The following is an 18,346-nucleotide window of genomic DNA, read 5'->3' on the forward strand; positions in this document are numbered from 1 at the left end:
CATGACCACCACAGCGCGCGCCGCCCGCACGACGAGCACGGCCCTCAACGCCGCCCTCGCGGCGGCCGCGAGCGCCGTGCTCGTCCTCGCTGGGCCGCAGCTGGTTGGGTGGCAGGGATATTTGTGGGTGCTGCCGCTCCCCGTGGCCGCTGCAGCCGTGTACGGCGCTGTGGTCGACGCTCGTACGCGGCAGCTGCCCAACGCGCTCACCGGGCCGCTGGGAGCCGCTGGGGCGGTCCAGGTGGCCGGGAGCAGCCTCTACGTCGGTGTGGAGGCGGTGGGGCCACTGCTGGCCGCTGCGGCCGTGGTGTTCGTCGTGTACGTGCTGATGGCAGCTGCCGGATGGTGCGGGTTCGGTGATGCGAAGTTCGCCGGCGCCCTGGCGCTCTTCGTCGGCTTGTACGTCGGGTTGCTCGCGATCTACCTGATCCCGGTGGCGATCGTCTTCGGGAGCATCCACATGCTCGTGGCGAAGGCGATCAGTCGAGAGCCGGTAGCGCGCATTCCGCAGGGGCCTGCGATCGCGGCCGCGGCGCTCATCATCATGGCCCTCGGGTTGGCCCTCTTCGGCTGATACCCACGCTCGTCCCCCTGCTTTTTCGCGGGTTGACTTTTCTGGGCGCCCGTCGACGGGCCAGAGCGAAGTTCGGACCAGTTTGTCCACTTCGCGTCGTTCTTCCCACCCCTTGTAGGTAGAGGGGGATGTTCCCCCGCTGTCTTTGGGGGACGGAATGCAATTCGATCTGGGGCTATCAGCCAAGAAGGTACGCGTTGAGCGCGCCGAGATCCTGTGCGAGACGAGTGCGATCAACACGGTAGGTGACGATCCGACCACGTCTCTCTCCAGGGGCGTCCGACGCGTGCAGGTACTCGAGGCGTTCGAGCTCGTCGATCGCGGAGCGGACGGACTCACGAGTCAGACCGGTACCGGCAACGATCGCCGCCATCGCCGAGTCGGGTGCACCGAGAAGGTACTTGATCGCTTCGATGCGCGTCGTGGTGGCTATCGCCCGATGTGCGCGCTCAGCACCCTGCGGCATCTCCGGTGCAGCGGGCTTGAGCTTGGGCATCCCTCCATTGTGCCGTTCGCCCCATGCTTTCGCGTCGGTTTCCTCGCCCACAGCGGCCTCCTCGTCAGTGACTCGGTATATAAAGTACCAAGCTGCTTGACCGGGCTTCTGACTGATCTTCCGGAAAGTTGGAGGAGCTCGCGTAATAGAACTCGTTAAACCTCGTCCCTAAAGTACCTAGTACGCGTGTGACTCGGTTTGAGATCTATTGCCCCTGGTGCATCAACCAGGCGAGCCGAGTTGCACCCACGCCGCACACGACCCCCAGTCGAGTGCAGAAGGAGAAACCCTTGAACAACCACGAATCACGTCCTGGATCCGCGTTCGGCCTCGGCCGAGCGGTGGCGTGCATCGCAACCGTCGCAGCTCTCACCCTCGGCGCTGCCGTCCTCCCCGCGGCTGCGAACGCCACCACCGAAGCGCCCCCGCAGTCGGACGCCGGCACCCCTGAGACGTCCACGCCAGCTCCCGATTCTGGCGTGGCACCCGTGACGGAGACCCCCGACTCCGCCACGCCCCCGACCGCGGCACCCGAAGCCGTGGCCAAGGCCCTGGGCGGGATCTCGCTGTTCTTCGCCGCCCAGGGCCCCGGATACGGCACCTGGGACGACCGCGTGGGCTGGCAGGGCGGCTTCCTCGCCCCCGACGGCTCGATCGTCTATTGCATCGAGCCCGGCACCCCGAACCCCTCCGGCACCAGCACGGACGGCGGCTGGCAGGACGGCGTGGTCGTTCGGACCCCGATCGGCAACCGCACCCTCACCGCCAACGACCAGGCCCGCATCGGCCGGATCGTGTCCGAGTTTGGGCAGACCTGGGACAACCGGGAAGCCAGCGCCGTTTCCTTCGCTGTGAAGGCCGTCGCCTACGCGGACGCCATGTACGCCTCCCACAGCTACACCGGAGCGCACACCCTCCCCGGCTACGTGAACTGGGTGCTCTACAGCCAGGTCGGCAGCGCAGAAGCCCGCGCGATCGCTGATCGTGCACAGGCCATCCTGGACGCAACCGCCGGCACCACCGCAGGCCCGATCCTCGGCGCCGGCAGCGTCGACTTCGACGTCGACCCGGTGAACAACTACAACGGCACCGTCACCGTCTCCTCGGCCGGTGCACCCGCCGGCGCCGCCGTCACCATCACCCTCACCAACGGCATCTTCGAAGCCACCGGCACCCCCTCCCTCGCTGGCGCGAAGGTCGGCACCGCCTACAAGGTGCGCGGCGTCGCACCCGACGACGGCTCCGACTGGAAGATCAGCGGCAGCGCATCCATCAACTCCGGATGGGGCGGCAGCCTCCACGTCTGGAACACCGGCGACAAGCAGAAGACCGCAGGCCCCGGCCGCTCCGCATCCTGGACAGCCAACGGTGAAGACCCGCTGCTGCGCGCCCCGGACTTCCAGCCGCAAGCGACCTCGCTCGCTCCCCGGTTCGCCAAGCCCGGCGACGCCCTCTCTGACACCGCGACCTTCCAGATCGCCGCCGATGAGAACGGCCGCATCAACGAGTGGTTCCGCAACTCCAAGGGCGAGTATGCGCCCACCGACTGGACTGTGAAGGCCTACAAGGTCGCCAAGGCACCTGAGAAGCCCACCGACGAGCTCCCGGCCGACGCCGAGCTCATCGCCGAGACCACCGTCTCCACCGGCACCGAAGGCCCGGGCGCAAAGCGCACCGCGACCTTCGGCGACGCCGTCATGCCCGCCGACGGCAGCCCCGTCGTCTACGTGTGGGAGTTCGACGCCTCCGCCCAGGGCACGCGCACCCCGCTGTTCCCCGAGGGCTACCTCTGGACCGACCTGTTCGGCCTCTACGAGGAGACCACGTTCGGCGTCGACGTCACCACCAAGGCGCAGGTCGGCACGAAGAAGGGCAGCACCAGCTACGACACCGCGATCGTCACCGGCGTGCTCCCCAACGAGGGCCTCGAGCTCACGTTCGAGAAGTACGTCATCCCCACCAAGCAGGACGAAACCGGCAAGTGGGTACCGGACGCCCCCGAAGGCACCGAGCCCGGAGACCTTACCTGGGTCTGCGAGAACCCGGCAGTCGAGCCCACCGCTGCCCGCGCCGGATCCGGCAACAGCAATCTGGTCGCGGACAACCTCGACGAGCCGATTCACATCACCACGGCAGGCGAGTACAAGTCGCCCGAGTTCCCGGCTGACCAGTACGGCACCGAGCTGTGGGTCGAGCAGCTGGCAACCGTCCCCGACGAGAACGGCAACCAGGAGATCGTCGACCGCGGCGAGTGCGGCGAGCCGACCGAGACCACGCACGTCGTCGACGTCAAGACGCAGGCATTCAGCGACTCCGGCGCCGGCACCTCTAAGCGCGGCGACCAGCTGTGGGACACCGCCGAAGTGATGGGCTCCGTCCCCGAGGGTGCCACTGTCACCTTCCGCGCCTACCAGGTGCCCACCGGCAGCGAGCTCATCTGCACCGAGAAGACGCTCGTCTGGACGTCCCAGCCCGTCGCCCTCGCTGCGGGCCTCTACAAGAGTGACCCGCAGAAGGTCGACAGCGGCAAGTTCACCCCCGCCCAGAAGCCGGTCGGCATGACCACGACGTTCGTCGAGACCACGAACACCGAAGACGGCGGCCAGCTCAGCACCGGCGAGTGCGGAGAGCCGTCCGAGACCCTCACCACCCCTGCAGCACCGAACCTCGCCCAGACCGGCGGTGACGGCCTGAACATGCCGCTCCTCGCCGGTGCCGGCGGCCTCCTCCTCGGAGGCCTCGCACTCACCCTCACGCGGCTGATCCGTCGTCGTGCCACCGCCGCCGTCACCGAGACCGCGGCCGAGTAACAAGCCGGGGGTGGTCTGGGTTCTCCAGGCCCGGACCACCCCCATAACCTGGAGACAACATGGAGAACACCCCCGCCGGTCCCCTCGTCGAGAACCCCGACGACCCCACGACCGAGCAGCCCACAGCCCCGGAAACGCCTGCCGACGCCGCACAGCCGCGGCCCCCGCGCTACGCCAATTGGATCGCGCTCGCAATCCTCGTGATTGCCGTGGCATCCGTCGGCACCTACCTGATCGTTCAGACAGTCCAGCACTCCCAAGCCGTCGACGAATTCAACACCACCGTCGCGGCCCGCGCCGACGCCTACAAGGCGCAGGACAAAGCCATCGAGCAGCTTCACGCCGCGCAGGATGCCGCGGCCTCGGAGTACCCGCAGCTGCTCGCGATCGCGAACACCCTCACGGACAGCACCGTCGCTGATCCCGCCACCCGAGCCGACCTTCTCGCCATGGCCGGAGATCTCGTCGACGCCGCCCAGCTCTCCGTCGACGACGCCGGTGTGATCCTCGAAGAGCAGCCCTACACCTTCAAGGCGATCGTCCCCGATGCTGACCTCCCCGTGAAGGGGCTCAAGCCCGCCAGCGACACGGCGCAGCTGCAGGCTCAGACCGCGGAGCTCCAGTCCGATCAGAAGTCGATCGAGTCCTACACGCGGTTCGTCACCACCCTCGAGGAGAACATCGAGACCGCTGCGGCTGCAGCCGCAGAGAGCACCACCACCGCACTCACCTCCGCAGCTGAGAAGGGCGCCACCCTCGTCTGGGAGAAGGCCCCCGCCGAGACTGCAGCCGTCGCCGCGGCCGCGGCCGCCCTCACCGCCGATGGTGTCGCCGAGCTGCCGCTCGAGGAACGCGCCGCCCTGGTCCAGGCCTACATCACGGCCGTCAACGCCGCCGGAGCCGCCCACCAGGCTGTCCTGGACCAGGAGGCGGCCGAGGCCGCCCGCCAGGCAGCAGAACAACAGCAGAACGGGACGCGCAGCAACAACACCGGCTCGCGCAACAACGGCAACTGGAACCCCGGCGGCGGGAAGAGCCCCGGAGGAGGCACGAACCCCGGCGGGGGCACCAATCCGGGAGGAGGCACCAATCCGGGAGGAGGCACAGGCCCCGGGTCGAACTGGCAGCCCCTCAAGGTGAACGTCACCGGCAGCACCTGCTCCGGCTCCGGATCGAAGGTGACCTACGGATCCACGCTGAACATCCCCGGCACCAACCTCGACACGTACAGCACCTACGAGATCGCCGGCTACGGGTGGGGTGCCACCTGGACCTGCTCGTACTGGTAAGCCGCCCTTCCAGGTGCAGAAGAGCCCCGCCGATTCTCCGGAGTCGGCGGGGCTCTTCCGCGTCTCGACCACCAATTTGTCGACTTTCCCGCCGTTCACCCACCCCTTGTAAGTGAGGGGGAGTTGCGAAACCTTCGCCCAGAAGTTACATTCGGGAATATAACTTAGTTATATTAGGGAAGATTGCAGGGAAGGACGATGCGAGATGCGAAACGAGATCTGCCCCGATGACCACAAGCACGGCGAGACCCCCACGTGCTATCGCGCCCACAAGTGCTCCTGCGTCCCGTGCTGCGAGGCAAACACAGAGCGCGGCCGCGCACGCCAAGCCCTCCTGGAGCAGGGTCTTCCCACCTCCAGCAAGGTGCCCGTCCGCCCCGTGCAGGAGCACATCATCGACCTGCTGGTCGCTGGCATCCCTCGCGCGACGATCGCTGCGATGGCCCGCGTCACCACCGAGACCCTCTTCGACATCGAATCCGCGTCTCCCACTCACAAGATCTACCCGGCCACGGCAAACAAGATCCTCGCCGTCGACGCCGATCTCGACTTCGTCCCCGGCCACCTCTTCGTCACCGCCCGCGGCGTCCAGCGCCGCATCCGCGCTCTCGCAGCACGGGGGTGGAGCTTCGAGGAGATCGCCCGCCGGCTGGAGTGGTCGGATAGGCGACGCGAGAACATCTACAAGGTCGAGCGGGTACGGGCCTGGGTCCATCAGACACTCTCTGCGCTCTACGAGGAGATCTGGAACGCCGAACCGCCCGCAACCACCCTCGCCGAATGCGCCGTCCGCGACCGCACCATCCGGCGAGCGCGGCAGATGGGGTGGGCGCCGCCGATGGCGTGGGATGACATCGACGCGGATGAGGCGCCTGACGCCGTTGAGGCGGATCCGGATCTGATCGACGAGGTTGCCGTTGAGCTCGCGCTGCGCGGCCACCGTGTGCCCCTGTCTGAGGCTGAGCGGCAGGTTGTGATCGAGAAGGGCACCGAGCTGGGTATGTCGGCTGAGGAGCTCGCGGAGCGAGTTCACCGCTGCAGTCGTACGGTGCAGCGCTTGCGTCAGCCGAAGGAGGCTGCGGCGTGAGCAAGACGTTGGATGTGCTCGAGGCGGCCGCGCACGGCACGCCGGCGGGATTCGTCGACGGCTGCAAGAGCCGTGGGGGATGCCCGAACTATCGCGATCGCGAGGTGCTGACGTGCTTCCTCGCCCACCGTGCGTACGCGCACTACTACCTGCTGCGTGAGCAGGGCCCTGAGGTGCCAATCACCCGCGCCATGCTGCGGCAGGCGAAGAGGAGAAGCTGATGGTCAAGAACAATGTGATGCCGCTCGGGTTGGTCGGCTCGGGCAAGGGGGCTTTGGTCAAGCAGATCATCGCTGACCGGCTGAATGATGCACCGACCATCGAGATCGATCCGTCGTCGGCCGATCAGTACGGAGACCTGGCGCGGCGATTGTCTGCCACTTGCGGCACCGTGATCACGGTCGGGTGGAGTGCTTTGCAGTTCCAGATCACCGCAGTCCGCGAGGACGGCGCCCCGTTGACCGATCGCATGCAGGAGGCCTTCCAGCGCCTTCTGCGTGACGAATCCGACCGCAGCCTCCCCTTGGGGCTGTGATGACTTCCATCGCCGTAGAAAGCTCGCTGACGTTCGTGTATGAAACTCTGATTGACCTCGCTTCCAACGCTGATCGCCAGGCGGCGCGTGCCGCACAGCTCGACGACACTCGGGCGAGCTCGGCGCTGTTCGTTCTCGCTGATGAGCTGCGGGTGATGGCCACCGTGGTGAAGGAGGCTGATCCCGACCCTGCGGCGTTCGATCTCCTCGACGCGGGACGTGTGCAGGTCGCTACTGCGGCTCTCCGGTTCGATGCTGCGGAGCGGGGTGCCGCTGATGAGGCGTAGGACGGGCTCGGCGATCACTGCTGCGGCTGGACTGGTCGCCGTCGCGATCGTCGCATTCGCGAACCTGGCCCAGGACGCCACCGTGGTGGAGCGACAGGTGCTGGTCCCCGCGGCTACTTCCGAAGCACCTGGAGCGGTTGCCCCGGAATCGCCCGCGCCCGCAGCGCCGATCAGAACGGACACGGGCGACGCTCTCGCACAGCTGGAGCAGCTGACGATCGCTGAACCGTTCTCAACGAAGAAGTACGTGCGCGACTACTTCGGGCAGCGATGGGCGGACGTGGATCGCAACGGCTGCGACACCCGCAACGACATCCTTGCGCGAGATCTCACCGACATCACGTTCAAGCCAGGCACCCACGACTGCGTCGTATTGAGCGGCGTGCTCTACGACCGGTACACCGAGGAGACCGTCCAGTTTGTCCGCGTCAGCCAGGGCTACCAGCCAGCGCAAGCCGACCACGTGGTCTCTCTTTACGTGGGCTGGATCTCTGGTGCTGAGGGGTGGACGCCCGAGAAGCGAGAGCAGTTCGCGAACGATCCTCTGAACCTGCAGATCACGACCGCGAATCAGCAGAAGGGCGAGTTCACGCCGAGCAGATGGATGCCAACCAGCGCGACTGCCGCATGCGAGTTCTCGGCGCGGTACGTGATGGTTCTCTACGCCTACGACCTCACCATCGCCGCCGTTGATGCTGCAGCGCTGCGGTCCACCCTCACCAGCTGCAGCGCCTGACCGCTAGAGATTCGGAGACGATCATGACCACCGACGACGTTCGCACCGAGACGCTCTCGGCCGCAGAGATCTCGCCGGCGTGCTCGGCTGCGGCGTGCGTCGACTGCCCCGCATCGGACCTGTTCGGAAAACCGTGCAGCCACAGCTGTCACACCGCGGCCGGGCCTGAGATGTTCACGATCCCCGATACCGGATTCACGCCGATCGACGCCTGGGCGCTCAAGTGCGATGGCTGCGGCCAGCTCGTTCGTGCCTTCGCGGAGTTCGAGAGCTCTGGCGACGAGGGCCTGGAGCAGTTCCGAGTCATGCTCGGCGCCCTCGGCTGGACCCGCCCACCGTTCAGCCACGAGGACTACTGCCCGACGTGCACACAGCAAGAAGCGGCCCACACCACGCGTGAGCCGCGCGACGCATGGGAAGACGCCCATGCTCACGCGGTCAGCGCCGGTGTGGCAGACCCCGATCAGTTCGCGAACGACTACACGAGCATGCTCGAGGACTCCCAGTACGAAAACCGATACCCCGACGTGCCGCTGCCGACGCCCGCCGAGTTCATCTGGCCTTGACCAACCGATCGAGGCACCCGAAAGGAGCAGTCCGATGTCCACGATGGAACACACTTCTACCGCCACTGACCTCACCGTCACCGGTGTTGTCAGCACCGCCCCGGTTCTCACCAGGTCGCTGCCCGAACGCATCTCCCACGTATCGTTCCACATCGAGACGCCGGAAGAGCCCGGCGTCAACGTCCACGCCGACGGCAACCTCGCAGAGCTCGCTCAGCTCACCGTTCACCGCCACGACCGAATCAGCGTCGTCGTGAAGCGCATCTATCGGACCAGCCCCAACCAGATCACCCCCGACGTCGACGCCGAAGCATTCGTTCTTGAAACCGGCCAGCGATCAACGCCGACCCTGACTCCGGCGCAAGCCAGAAACCGATGACGTGGTTGCCAACTCCTATCACCCGACCGCCCGCATGATTCGACGGCTCTTCTTCGCACACGGGTTTCGGGAGCCGTTTCCAGCGGAAGAACTCCGCCGCGGGGGCTTCTACTTCCTCCGCGATCACGCAGATGGACGCCTGCAATCGGCTTTCGTCTTCACCTGGTCGAACTTTCGCTCAGCAGCAGAGAAAGGGAATCTCCCGTGCAGACTCTGGATCCGTGCCGATATGGACGCTCCCCGTCCTGACAGCATCGCGATCGAACGCGCAAACAACGCCGTAGGTACATTCATCGCTTTCCGCAAGGGCGAGTGGGAAGACGTCTGCGCGCGATTTGAACAAGATGTCCTCCCCGCATTCGAAGCCAGCGCAGCGGGCGAAGAAGCCCTGCAGCCGGAGTACCTCGCCGCTCAGGAACAGAACCGATGAGCACGCTCGCGCTCGCTGGCCTCGAAGCGCCGCCGGCACCGACCAGGCCGAAGGAGACCGAGCGCACGATGCTGGACCGTCTCCGCGTGCGCTACGGCAGGACATACATGAACGGTCCATACACCGGCCGGCAATTCGTGATCGCCGAGAAAGTCGCGACAAGCCCGGGCGGCTCCCATAGCTCGGCCCGGATCGCCGACGCGCTGGTACTCGACACATGGGGCTGCCCCCACGCCGAGCTCACCGAGACGGAACGCGGGCGTCGGAACTGGCTCGAGCGTTACTCGATCCATGGTTTCGAGGTCAAGGTGTCGCGCTCGGACTGGCTGAGCGAACTCGCCGACCCTGCCAAGGCAGAGGCCTGGGTGCAGCACTGCCACTACTTCTGGCTGGTGGTCAGCGATCGATCCATCGTGCGCGACGACCTCCCCGATGGGTGGGGGCTCCTCATCCCGCATGGCCGGAGCCTCCGCGCCGTCGCCAAGCCCCGTCGACGTGATCCCCTCCCGCTGACTCTCGCCGCCACGATCTCCGTTGCCCGGGCAGTGCAGAGAACTGAGGTCGCAATGGCCAATACGGCCCTGGCAAGTCAGACCGATACGTAACACCGCGTGCTCGCGAGAACGCCCCAGAACAGTAGCCGGAAGTCGGAAGAGCAGGAGTACGAACAATGAGCATCAACACCGAGACAGTCGATATCACGGACGTCGCGATCGGCGATCGGATCCGATTCACCCCCGACTCTCGCCCTCGGGCGTGGTGGACGGTCATCGATCGGAACCCCGAGCACATCGTGGCCGTCCGCCAAGCGCCATTCGAACCCAAGGGCACGCTCGAGTACACCGTGACCGGCCACATGAATGGGCAGCGCAACGGCGCAGGTCCGGGCCTCGTTCGCTCGTCCCTCAACACGCTCGGCGGTGGATGGGATCTCAGCAACCGGGATGGGGGCGCCGGGCCTGAGGGGATCCTCGCAGCACTGGAGTCCGGCAAATACGAGTTGTCGATGAGACGCGTCGTGGACGTGCAGACCATCGAGCGAAACGTTCGAGCGACCGCCCGCGGCGTCCTCAGCTCCGAGGGAGCGAAGGCCTGATGCTCGCCATACCGATGATGGGGCGCCTCGCCGACGCCTCCGAGATCACCGCAGTCGTCGACTACTGCGGTGCCGGCGGCGAGTCCCAGGGCCTCGTCGAAGCCGGCATCACGGTCGTCCAGGCGGCGAACCACGACGAGAAGGCCATCGAGACGCACTCCGCGAACCACGCCGGTACCGATCACCTCCTCACCGACTTGCTCGTGCAGGATCCGCGACGTCGGCCGCGCGCACACATCTACCAGGCCTCGCCGGAGTGCAAGTGGCACTCGCCTGCTGGAGGCCGGAAGAAGCACAGCTACCGCGAGATGCTCGATCTCTTCGACGAGTACGTGCCGGATGCTGCAGGGGAGCGGTCGCGCGCCACGATGATGACCGTGCTCGGTATGGCGGAAGCAAAGCGCTACCCGATCGTGATCGTCGAGAACGTCGTCGAGGTCGCCCAGTGGGAGATGTTCGAGGTCTGGCTCGCTGGGTTCGCATCCCTCGGCTACGAGCACCAGATCCTGTCTGTGTCGGCTGCGCACATCTGGTCGGAGAAGAACGCACCGGCGCCGCAATGGCGCGATCGCATCTACTTCGTGTTCTACCTGACTGGGATCCCGTTCCCCGACATATCGCCCCGCCCTTACGGGTACTGCTCGGACTGCGCAGCGGATGTGCGCCTGGTGCAGTCCTGGAAGAAGCCAGGCCGAACGATCGGCAAGTATCGCGCCCAGTACGTCTACGCCTGCCCGATCCCCGGCCACCCCACCGTCGAGCCGTACGTGCTGCCCGCCCTCGACGCCCTCGACCTCACCGACCTGGGCACCCGCATCGGCGACCGCACCCGCCCGCTCGCGGCGGCGACCATGCGCCGGATCCGCGTCGGCGCCCTGATGTTCAACGGCGAGCCTGAGATCGTCAGCCACCAGGGCCACACATGGGACTCAGCGAAGCCGACGCACAAGCGCCATGGCGACCCGAACGGCTACCACCGCGTCTGGCCGGCGAGCGATCCTCTGATGTCGCGCACCTCCGGGCCTGGCGATGCGATCGTGCATCCGTACGTCACCACGGTGAACCACGGCGGCGACGACGGCCGCACCTTCGACCCCGCAGCTGCGCCGATGCCCCGATCGACGAAACTCGGTGAAGCGATCGTCACGCCGTACATGGTGCAGCGCCGCGACTACAACGGCCCGGATGCTTCCCGGGTGACCGGTATCGACGCTCCCATGCCGACCCGCACAGCGAGCGATCGCGGCATCCACGGCCTCGTCACCCCCGGCACGTTCATTTCGCACCAGTACGGTGCCGTGAAGGGCTCCGAGCACCGCAACAGCGACCCGAACCTGATGCCCCTCGGCACGATCACCGCTGGTGGCGGTCACCACAACCTCGTCACCCCACCGATCGGCATCACCCTCCGCAACAACTCCCACCCCTACGCGGCCGACGCGGCACCGGCGCCGACGATGACCGCGGGTGGCAACCACCACGGGATCGCCTCCCTCGAGGGAGCGTTCCTCTCCAAGCACCACGGGGGCCTGGACTACAAGGCCATCGGGCACATGAACAAGCCGCTCACCGAGCCGGCACCCACGGTCGTATCGAAGGCGAACGTCTCTCTCGTCACCCCGACCAAGCGCCCGCGCATCGAAGCGACCATGGAACAGATCGACGCCGTCGACGTCAACGACTACCGCTTCCGGATGCTGCAGTGGCGCGAGCACGCCAACGCGCAGCGCTTCCCCCGCAACTACGTCTTCAAGGGCAACGGCTCCGTCAACACCTTGCACGCCGGCAACGCGGTCGCAGCGAACGTCGCCTGCTACCTCGGCTACATGTGCCGCATCGCCCTCGGCGACCTCACCATCGCGGATGCCGGATACGAATGGCTGGAGCTCGCCGCGTGACCGGATACCGGGTCGTCGCGCTCACGTGCGACCGCCGCCCAGGCGGCGAGCTCTGCCCCACGAAGCTCGTGACCACCCGTTCCACGATGGAGGCCGCCCGAGAAGACGCTTCCCTGGCCGGGTGGATCTCGCAGGCCTCACCTATCGGGGTAGCCGACTACTGCCCAGAGCACGTACCCACCAGCCGGTAGAGCTCCGCCGTCGCGGCCTGATCGGCGAGCCCGGGCATGCGTGTCTGCGCCGTCAGGGATCATGGTCGCAACAACGGAGGGGGTCCGCGATGGATGTCGCACGGGACGACGCAGGCGATCTGTTCACCATCGAGATGATCCGTGATGAAGCTTCGCCACCTCCTCTGTGGTGCCCGGGGGAGCTGCCTGCCGGTGACGAATGCGGTGCGAAGGTCCAGATCAAGGCGCTCCACAGCAAGGTGATGTCCGCCCACTTCGCCGCCCATCACGAGCCAGGCTGCGACAGCGCATCGGGCCATAGCGATGATCAACCCGGCGACGCCGGCCACCAGGTCGACCAGGGGCTCAGGCCAGTGCGGTGGAAGATGCGCCTCCCCGATGACGGTGCGTCCCAAGGCCCTGACGGACGGCATCGCCCCGACGACAAGAAGCCCGGGAACAAGACCCGTCGCCGCCGTGCTGACGCCTCACGCGGATTCGAGGACACCGCTGATGACCGCTTGTTCTCCACGCTCCTGATGAACATCCTCGCCAAGAAGATCCCCGCGAACCTGGAGATCGTCATCGGCACCATCGCACCCCAGGCCGCCGCCGACCTCATCGTGGAAGCTGCCGACGCCGACGAAACCACTTACAAAGATCGATCGATCATCCTCTGGGGGCAGGTGAAAGAGGTGCGCACCACCGGCTACGGGAGTCTCCTCCTCAAGCTCCGTCGCGCCGCAGATGACGTCGCCATCCTCGTTGACAAGACGAACATGTACCGCCTCGGAATCGACGACTCGACGAACCTCACAGGCCGACACGTGATCGCGTTCGGCAAGTACGTCGTCTCAGACACCTCAGGCAGAGCGCACCTTCGAGTTGAGAACAGCGCACTCGCCTTCAACCCGCGCCTGCGTCGACCCAAAAAGAAGGGGGCGTAGCCGTTGCTCGACCACGCCCCCACGCCTTCGACCCGTTACCGACGCTGGCGCCGCTTCCCCCAGAACGATCGCACCGCCATAGTGATCGCCTCATCCTTGGTCAGCCGGTCGCCACGCTCCGCAGCTTCGTTGCGCGCCGTATCGATCAGCTCGATGACATCCGGAGGAAGCCGGTAGGACGCGGGCACCTTGTTGACCCGCTGCACGTTGTACGGGCCGCGCTTCTTCCCAGTGCGGGGAGTGGTCGGCTCCGCGGGGGCGGGAGCGGGGGCCGCAGACGTCGCAGGGGTGTCGACGGGGTCGACGTCCTGGTCGGCGGCGGGTCGGGGCGCGCGCTTGAGGGTCGTCGGCCGTTCTGACTTGGAGTCCTTCGCGGCCCCGCTGTTCTTAGTCGCCATGTGCCTGCCCTCCTTTCACGGTCGTCGTCATGAGTTCGTTCCTCGGCCACCGCGGCGCCGGGTGGCGCGTTTCGCGGCAGCTGCTTCGCGCTCCGCCTTGAGCTTGCGCTCGGCGGGGGTGAGCGTGCGGGGCAGGCGAGAGCGGCCACGGGACTGGTTGCGGTCGTACGCCTCGGTCTTGGGCATCTGGGTGACGTTCAGCGTGACGCCGGTGATCGGAACCTCCGACACATCGAGGTTGACGTAGCGCAGCTCGGACTCCCGGGCCAGCCAGCCGAGGGTGTCGCCTCCGGCCTCGTTGACGCGCTTGAGCATCGTGGAGGCGTTGTAGGTGTTGACCTCCATCTGGCGGCCGTTCGCGAACGTCACACGAGCGGTGATCTGCTTCTGCTTGTCCTTCGCCTGGCCCTTCGCAGCGTTGCGGATCATCTGCACCAGGTCGACGTTTGCCTGAGCGCGTCCCTTCGCCGTTCGGCCCTTCGGGATCTTCGCGTCGATCTGACGCCCACCCTCGGCCATGTACGTCGTCGAGATCTGCATGCGGCCACCCTGACGATCCTCGGTGTAGCGGCCGCCCGGATCCTCGGGAATCACCGTCTTCGACTCGGCGCCGGCCTTGGTGCGCACCGGCATCAGAGATCCGTCCTTGAGGCGGCGACGCGGCGGCACCTTCGTCACACGTCCTGTCGATGCGAGCTCCTCGAGGGTGTCGCGATACAGCGCACCGCTCGTCTCACCGTTGAGGATCTTCCGCACCATACGCGGGGACCGGTGAAGCTCGGCCGCGATCTCCGACGTCGTCACGCCGCGGCCGCGGAGGAAGCGGACGAGATCCTGGGCGTTCTGCTGATCGGCCATCACGCCACCCCCTCAGGGGTGATCGCCGCGGCGGTGCCAGCGCGCTCTGCGCGGCTCTGCAGAGCTGCACGCTGCCGTCGCGTCTCCGGGGTCGTGTACGAGCCGTTGAGGTAGCCCTGCAGGCGCAGACGCCCCGTCTTCCCGTCGTCGCCGCCACCGTTCTCTACCGGCAGCGACCAGGTCGGCAGCGTCGTCGTGAACAACGCGTCACCCTGGATCCCGATCAGCGTCGACGGATCAACGTTGAGGGCGCCAGAGGTGCCATTGCCGAGCGCGCTGGGGCCGTAGAGGACGCGAGCGCGAGCGCGCCCCCAGACCTGAGCTGCAAGCTCCGGGTGGTAGAAGCTCTCGGTGCGCGAGTTGCGGGAGCTGGGCACGCGGTAGACGAACAGCTTCCCCTGGCGGACCATGCCGCGCTGGTACTCCGCCGGCACATCGAAAGCGCTCGTGGCGACGCGTGTTTCGTCGCGGCCACCGGAGGCGAACGCGCCGATCGAGTGGAGCACGATGGCGCGCAGCGCCGACATGATCGCCTTGCGCAGCGCCGGGTGCAGATCCGGGTGCTGCTGCACCCGCTCGCGGGCACGCGTCATCCGCTCCGTGAAGGTGTCCAGGGGGCGTGCTTTCGTGAAGAGAACAGCCTCGTGGGGGACGATCTGCCAGCCCTGGGAAAGAGCGACGTGGATCTCTGACCCGTCAGCCCATGTGTCTGCAGTCGCACCGGGGCGGTTGGGGTACACCCAGCCCTTGTCGAGATCCTGGTGCTTCACCCCGAGCAGCCCGACATGGTTCCAGTCCTGGGGGACCGTGAAGCGCACATGGAAGCGAGCCCGCGCGTAGGGATCCTGCTCGAGCAGCTCGTACGCCGCTGCACGGTTCAGACGACTGGCGGGGCCGATCCCGAGCTCGCGGCCGACGCCGGCGTACATGAAGCGGCCGTCAACGTAGGTGAACTCGGTGATCTTCTTGGTCTGGGAGGGATCGATCAGCGGGACGCAGTCCTCGTAGTCGGAGAAGTCCGCTCCGGCAACCAGGTGGTCGTAGTGGTGCTGTCCGCTGGTCGCGTGGATCTCGTCTGCGATATCGGGATCCACGGGCACCGGGTTGATGTTGCGGGGGAGCGAGAGCGCCCACAGGTTCGCCCCTGTGGCCGCAGGGCTGTTGAACAGCCGTGCGCGCTCGTCTGCAGCTCGCAGAATCGCCGCCGTGGCGTCCCACGCCTGACGCGCCTGCGAGGGCGTCAGAGAGCTGTCTCCGAACCACTCCTCAGCGGTGCGAACCTCGATTTTGAAGCCGGTCGTTTCATGCTCGAACCGGCCGGTGGGTGGGCCGTTGTTGATCCAATGCGAGCCGGGCTTCCACCGCGGCGTCTGCACGTACAGCCAGTGCCGGATCCCCGGGGCCGGCTCCGGGCGCTTGCCCGTGAGCATGATGCGGTTCGCACCGTATCCGGCGGCGGTGTCCAGGAGATCCGTGAGGTTCGGGCTCTTGCGGCGATCGCCGATGACCGGCTTGACGGGCGTGCCGTCCTGGGTGACGCCCTGCCCCGACGTCTGGTCGACCCAGATCGTCGGGATGGCCTTGGGGGTCCACGGCTTCGGTCGGTAGTCGATGTTCATGTCGATCATGCCGTGGTCTCCTTCCAGTTCGTCACAGAAGTTATATTAGGGAAGATTGCATGAAAAATGCAAGCACTTTTCGCGGAAGAGGGGATCATCCGACGCCGAGCTACGAAGCAATCGCCGTGGCCGTGCGCAGCCGGTAGCTGGTCAGAGCTTTCGACACACCGCGCTCGGTCATCTGCAGCAGCAGCGCCACTTCGCGCTGGGTGAGGTTGGCCTCACGCGCTTGTGCGATCACCTGGTCGCGGTGCTCGCGCAGCTTCTCGATGCGCGCAAACTCCTCGGCGATATGACGCAGTTCCTCACGGATCTCATCGGGATTCTTGGCAGCCATGGGAACGAGGTTACGGAACTGAGTTCCTACCGCGTGTAGTCGCCCGGCGTGTCGGAACTCGCCCCTCTCGTCACCCCGCCTAGTTATATTCGTAAAGACCAACCCGCGAGGAGACCGATGAGCGCCGGCAAGCCCCACGACGACACCGCACTCACCAGTGCGCAGATCGCTGAGCTCATGGACGTCGGCATCAGCTACGTCTACAAGCTCCGCTCCACCGACGACGCCTTCCCCGCACCCGTCGGCTACGTCAAGAACTCGCCGCTCTACTCGGAGACCGCCATCCTCGAGTACATGAAGGCGAGATCGAATCGCGCCCCCTCGGCTCGCGGCCGCCGCCCGCGCACCCTCGTCGACGACGCTGGAGCCGGCACGTTCGCCGAGCGCCTCCGCTCGAGCATCCTGGCCGGCGACGGCAAGCCCGAGATCGACACGCAACGAGCGCTCACGGAGAAGCTCGGACTGAACAGCGTCACCTTCGGCAACCGCATGCGCGGCCGCAATCGCTGGAAAGGCACCGAGCTCACGATGATCTCCGAACTGCTCAGAATCGACACCTCGGACGCCAATGACGCCGTCGACGAAGCGCGCGCTCGCCGCTGACCGATTGACATTCGCGGCATGAGGGTGGCTGCTTTTCTGCGGAGTTGCTCTCACACCTATAAGGGGTGGTCGCATTGGCGCGGAGTCGACATATTGGTCGGACGCGTCGATATGGTGTGCAGATGGCTCGAAGGATTATTCACCAGCTCGTCGACGACCTGGATGGGACCGAACTCGGCGATGGCGAGGGCGAGAGCATTCGGTTTGGTCTCGACGGAAAGTCGTACGAGATCGACCTCAGCGCGGAGCATGCTCAGCAGCTGAGAGATGCGGTCGCTCCGTTCATAGACGCAGCGCGGAAGCAGGGCGGCTCGGCCGCTGCTCCTCGAAGAGGCGCACGCAGAGACGTGGATGCGATCCGAGTGTGGGCGAGGGCGAACGGACACACGGTGTCCGATCGTGGTCGGATTCCCCTCGAGGTCGAGAGAGCGTACGCAACGCGATAGCAAGCCCCCGCCCCGAGCGGCTGTTAGGCCTCCAGAACGGCCCAGGTGGCCGCTCAGGGGTGATTCCGTGCCGCCGGCCAGGATCGCCGGGGCGAGGGGTGAGCGTTAGACGACGCTCAGAATGCCGACGACGATGTTCGCGATGATGAGGGCCAGAATGACGACAACGAGCGCCGTCATAGCCCGCAGGAGCAACTTGGACCGGCGGCGTTGTTCGGGCGTAAGTTCAAGGGTCTCGCCGGTAGCGACGCGATGGTTCACGATCTGCAGACTCGTGCGGGAGACCAGCCCAGCCAGGACCATCAGGATGGCTCCGAGGGTGAAGGCTCCGGCCAGCAGGTAGCTGCCCTCGATGGCTCGTCCGACCGCTGAGAGCACGAAGGTGACCCCCAGGGCGATGATGCTGATGAGGATCGCGACAGAGCCCCGGCGCTGCACTGCGGTGGAGGGCGAGCGCATCCACCCGGCCAGGATCGCGATGAACGCCGGAATCGCCGACACGAGCACCGCGACTATGAAGATGTTCTGGGAGATGCCGGCGTTTGCCATCGGTTGTTCCTCTCGTCAGCTGTGATCGTACGGGGGGCAGGGGGCGAGGGTGTCGCCGTCAGACGCTGGCGATCATCAGATGCCAGGAATAGGCGGCTCGGACAAGGCCCGTATCGCTCGCCGGTACAGGAATGGACGTAGCAGCGGATAGATCCTCGCCCATTCTGCATGGTCAAACGCGGGGTATGCCGCGCCGAGCGAATTCATGCGCCAGACCCGAGAACACCGGTAGATCC

At 66.4% G+C, this 18,346-nt stretch carries 23 protein-coding genes; 17 read left to right on the forward strand and 6 right to left on the reverse strand.

The window, feature by feature from the left end:
- Position 1: 1 nt before the first annotated feature.
- A complete protein-coding gene (locus L978_RS18230) occupies positions 2-574 on the forward strand; it encodes a prepilin peptidase (protein WP_052193316.1) in 573 nt (190 codons plus the stop codon).
- Positions 575-752: 178 nt separating this feature from the next.
- On the opposite strand, the gene L978_RS04210 is transcribed toward L978_RS18230, so the two are convergent.
- Positions 753-1,070: a hypothetical protein gene (locus L978_RS04210; RefSeq protein WP_047520617.1), complete on the reverse strand. Its 318-nt coding sequence runs from the start codon at positions 1,068-1,070 to the stop codon at positions 753-755.
- A 290-nt stretch (positions 1,071-1,360) separates the two neighbouring features.
- On the opposite strand from L978_RS04210, the gene L978_RS04215 reads away from it, so the two are divergent.
- The 14 genes from L978_RS04215 (at position 1,361) to L978_RS04285 (ending at position 13,300) form a co-directional block, all read left to right on the forward strand.
- A complete protein-coding gene (locus L978_RS04215; RefSeq protein ID WP_047520619.1) occupies positions 1,361-3,880 on the forward strand; it encodes a hypothetical protein in 2,520 nt (839 codons plus the stop codon).
- A 59-nt stretch (positions 3,881-3,939) separates the two neighbouring features.
- Entirely contained in the window at positions 3,940-5,169 is a 1,230-nt protein-coding gene (locus L978_RS04220) for a hypothetical protein (protein WP_047520621.1), read from the forward strand.
- Positions 5,170-5,374: 205 nt separating this feature from the next.
- The gene (locus L978_RS04225; RefSeq protein ID WP_047520622.1) at positions 5,375-6,256 is read left to right on the forward strand and encodes a hypothetical protein; all 882 of its coding nucleotides are present in this window, start codon (positions 5,375-5,377) and stop codon (positions 6,254-6,256) included.
- Positions 6,253-6,477 carry a hypothetical protein gene (locus tag L978_RS04230; protein WP_047520624.1) on the forward strand — a complete coding sequence of 75 codons (225 nt, stop codon included), beginning with the start codon at positions 6,253-6,255 and terminating at the stop codon, positions 6,475-6,477. Before L978_RS04225 ends, L978_RS04230 begins: the two co-directional genes overlap by 4 nt.
- Positions 6,477-6,791: a hypothetical protein gene (locus L978_RS04235; RefSeq protein ID WP_047520626.1), complete on the forward strand. Its 315-nt coding sequence runs from the start codon at positions 6,477-6,479 to the stop codon at positions 6,789-6,791. The genes L978_RS04230 and L978_RS04235 overlap by 1 nt, the downstream gene beginning before the upstream one ends.
- On the forward strand, positions 6,791-7,078 hold the full coding sequence (locus L978_RS04240) for a hypothetical protein (protein WP_047520628.1): 288 nt from the start codon (positions 6,791-6,793) through the stop codon (positions 7,076-7,078). The genes L978_RS04235 and L978_RS04240 overlap by 1 nt, the downstream gene beginning before the upstream one ends.
- Positions 7,068-7,814 (forward strand): HNH endonuclease family protein, encoded by a 747-nt coding sequence (locus tag L978_RS04245; protein ID WP_047520682.1) that lies wholly within the window; start codon positions 7,068-7,070, stop codon positions 7,812-7,814. Before L978_RS04240 ends, L978_RS04245 begins: the two co-directional genes overlap by 11 nt.
- A 23-nt stretch (positions 7,815-7,837) precedes the next feature.
- Positions 7,838-8,380, forward strand: coding sequence for a hypothetical protein (locus tag L978_RS04250; RefSeq protein WP_047520630.1), 543 nt, complete (start codon positions 7,838-7,840; stop codon positions 8,378-8,380).
- A 34-nt stretch (positions 8,381-8,414) separates the two neighbouring features.
- On the forward strand, positions 8,415-8,759 hold the full coding sequence (locus L978_RS04255; protein ID WP_047520632.1) for a hypothetical protein: 345 nt from the start codon (positions 8,415-8,417) through the stop codon (positions 8,757-8,759).
- Between the two features lies 1 nt (position 8,760).
- Positions 8,761-9,189, forward strand: coding sequence for a hypothetical protein (locus L978_RS18680; RefSeq protein WP_156118220.1), 429 nt, complete (start codon positions 8,761-8,763; stop codon positions 9,187-9,189).
- Positions 9,186-9,794 (forward strand): hypothetical protein, encoded by a 609-nt coding sequence (locus L978_RS04265; protein ID WP_047520636.1) that lies wholly within the window; start codon positions 9,186-9,188, stop codon positions 9,792-9,794. Before L978_RS18680 ends, L978_RS04265 begins: the two co-directional genes overlap by 4 nt.
- A gap of 65 nt (positions 9,795-9,859) precedes the next feature.
- Positions 9,860-10,285 (forward strand): hypothetical protein, encoded by a 426-nt coding sequence (locus L978_RS04270; RefSeq protein ID WP_047520638.1) that lies wholly within the window; start codon positions 9,860-9,862, stop codon positions 10,283-10,285.
- Positions 10,285-12,183, forward strand: a complete 1,899-nt coding sequence (locus L978_RS18235; RefSeq protein WP_052193318.1) for a DNA cytosine methyltransferase — start codon at positions 10,285-10,287, stop codon at positions 12,181-12,183. Before L978_RS04270 ends, L978_RS18235 begins: the two co-directional genes overlap by 1 nt.
- Before the next feature lie 280 nt (positions 12,184-12,463).
- Complete coding sequence (locus L978_RS04285; RefSeq protein ID WP_047520642.1) at positions 12,464-13,300, forward strand: hypothetical protein; 837 nt, start codon at positions 12,464-12,466, stop codon at positions 13,298-13,300.
- A 35-nt stretch (positions 13,301-13,335) separates the two neighbouring features.
- On the opposite strand, the gene L978_RS04290 is transcribed toward L978_RS04285, so the two are convergent.
- The 4 genes from L978_RS04290 to L978_RS04305 form a co-directional block, all read right to left on the reverse strand.
- On the reverse strand, positions 13,336-13,698 hold the full coding sequence (locus L978_RS04290; protein ID WP_047520644.1) for a hypothetical protein: 363 nt from the start codon (positions 13,696-13,698) through the stop codon (positions 13,336-13,338).
- A gap of 27 nt (positions 13,699-13,725) precedes the next feature.
- On the reverse strand, positions 13,726-14,556 hold the full coding sequence (locus L978_RS04295; RefSeq protein WP_047520646.1) for a hypothetical protein: 831 nt from the start codon (positions 14,554-14,556) through the stop codon (positions 13,726-13,728).
- A complete protein-coding gene (locus L978_RS04300; RefSeq protein WP_047520648.1) occupies positions 14,556-16,184 on the reverse strand; it encodes a hypothetical protein in 1,629 nt (542 codons plus the stop codon). The genes L978_RS04295 and L978_RS04300 overlap by 1 nt, the downstream gene beginning before the upstream one ends.
- Before the next feature lie 100 nt (positions 16,185-16,284).
- Positions 16,285-16,512, reverse strand: a complete 228-nt coding sequence (locus tag L978_RS04305) for a hypothetical protein (protein ID WP_047520650.1) — start codon at positions 16,510-16,512, stop codon at positions 16,285-16,287.
- A 117-nt stretch (positions 16,513-16,629) separates the two neighbouring features.
- Between L978_RS04305 and L978_RS04310 the strand changes: the two genes are divergently transcribed.
- Positions 16,630-17,115, forward strand: a complete 486-nt coding sequence (locus L978_RS04310; protein ID WP_047520652.1) for a hypothetical protein — start codon at positions 16,630-16,632, stop codon at positions 17,113-17,115.
- 122 nt (positions 17,116-17,237) lie between these two features.
- The gene (locus L978_RS04315; RefSeq protein ID WP_047520685.1) at positions 17,238-17,561 is read left to right on the forward strand and encodes a histone-like nucleoid-structuring protein Lsr2; all 324 of its coding nucleotides are present in this window, start codon (positions 17,238-17,240) and stop codon (positions 17,559-17,561) included.
- 105 nt (positions 17,562-17,666) lie between these two features.
- Here the strand turns inward: L978_RS04315 and L978_RS04320 are convergent, their stop codons facing one another.
- Positions 17,667-18,110 carry a hypothetical protein gene (locus tag L978_RS04320; protein ID WP_047520654.1) on the reverse strand — a complete coding sequence of 148 codons (444 nt, stop codon included), beginning with the start codon at positions 18,108-18,110 and terminating at the stop codon, positions 17,667-17,669.
- Positions 18,111-18,346 lie beyond the last annotated feature (236 nt).

It is taken from the genome of Microbacterium sp. ZOR0019, assembly GCF_000800925.1.
GTDB lineage: Bacteria > Actinomycetota > Actinomycetes > Actinomycetales > Microbacteriaceae > Microbacterium > Microbacterium aurugineum.

What these genes read in the sequence shown, in the direction of transcription:
- L978_RS18230 (WP_052193316.1), top strand. Translation starts at nt 2, where the DNA reads ATGACCACCACAGCGCGCGCCGCCCGCACGACGAGCACGGCCCTCAAC.
- L978_RS04210 (WP_047520617.1), bottom strand. Translation starts at nt 1,070, where the DNA reads ATGCCCAAGCTCAAGCCCGCTGCACCGGAGATGCCGCAGGGTGCTGAG.
- L978_RS04220 (WP_047520621.1), top strand. Translation starts at nt 3,940, where the DNA reads ATGGAGAACACCCCCGCCGGTCCCCTCGTCGAGAACCCCGACGACCCC.
- L978_RS04225 (WP_047520622.1), top strand. Translation starts at nt 5,375, where the DNA reads ATGCGAAACGAGATCTGCCCCGATGACCACAAGCACGGCGAGACCCCC.
- L978_RS04235 (WP_047520626.1), top strand. Translation starts at nt 6,477, where the DNA reads ATGGTCAAGAACAATGTGATGCCGCTCGGGTTGGTCGGCTCGGGCAAG.
- L978_RS04240 (WP_047520628.1), top strand. Translation starts at nt 6,791, where the DNA reads ATGACTTCCATCGCCGTAGAAAGCTCGCTGACGTTCGTGTATGAAACT.
- L978_RS04245 (WP_047520682.1), top strand. Translation starts at nt 7,068, where the DNA reads ATGAGGCGTAGGACGGGCTCGGCGATCACTGCTGCGGCTGGACTGGTC.
- L978_RS04250 (WP_047520630.1), top strand. Translation starts at nt 7,838, where the DNA reads ATGACCACCGACGACGTTCGCACCGAGACGCTCTCGGCCGCAGAGATC.
- L978_RS04255 (WP_047520632.1), top strand. Translation starts at nt 8,415, where the DNA reads ATGTCCACGATGGAACACACTTCTACCGCCACTGACCTCACCGTCACC.
- L978_RS04265 (WP_047520636.1), top strand. Translation starts at nt 9,186, where the DNA reads ATGAGCACGCTCGCGCTCGCTGGCCTCGAAGCGCCGCCGGCACCGACC.
- L978_RS04270 (WP_047520638.1), top strand. Translation starts at nt 9,860, where the DNA reads ATGAGCATCAACACCGAGACAGTCGATATCACGGACGTCGCGATCGGC.
- L978_RS18235 (WP_052193318.1), top strand. Translation starts at nt 10,285, where the DNA reads ATGCTCGCCATACCGATGATGGGGCGCCTCGCCGACGCCTCCGAGATC.
- L978_RS04285 (WP_047520642.1), top strand. Translation starts at nt 12,464, where the DNA reads ATGGATGTCGCACGGGACGACGCAGGCGATCTGTTCACCATCGAGATG.
- L978_RS04290 (WP_047520644.1), bottom strand. Translation starts at nt 13,698, where the DNA reads ATGGCGACTAAGAACAGCGGGGCCGCGAAGGACTCCAAGTCAGAACGG.
- L978_RS04295 (WP_047520646.1), bottom strand. Translation starts at nt 14,556, where the DNA reads ATGGCCGATCAGCAGAACGCCCAGGATCTCGTCCGCTTCCTCCGCGGC.
- L978_RS04300 (WP_047520648.1), bottom strand. Translation starts at nt 16,184, where the DNA reads ATGATCGACATGAACATCGACTACCGACCGAAGCCGTGGACCCCCAAG.
- L978_RS04305 (WP_047520650.1), bottom strand. Translation starts at nt 16,512, where the DNA reads ATGGCTGCCAAGAATCCCGATGAGATCCGTGAGGAACTGCGTCATATC.
- L978_RS04310 (WP_047520652.1), top strand. Translation starts at nt 16,630, where the DNA reads ATGAGCGCCGGCAAGCCCCACGACGACACCGCACTCACCAGTGCGCAG.
- L978_RS04315 (WP_047520685.1), top strand. Translation starts at nt 17,238, where the DNA reads ATGGCTCGAAGGATTATTCACCAGCTCGTCGACGACCTGGATGGGACC.
- L978_RS04320 (WP_047520654.1), bottom strand. Translation starts at nt 18,110, where the DNA reads ATGGCAAACGCCGGCATCTCCCAGAACATCTTCATAGTCGCGGTGCTC.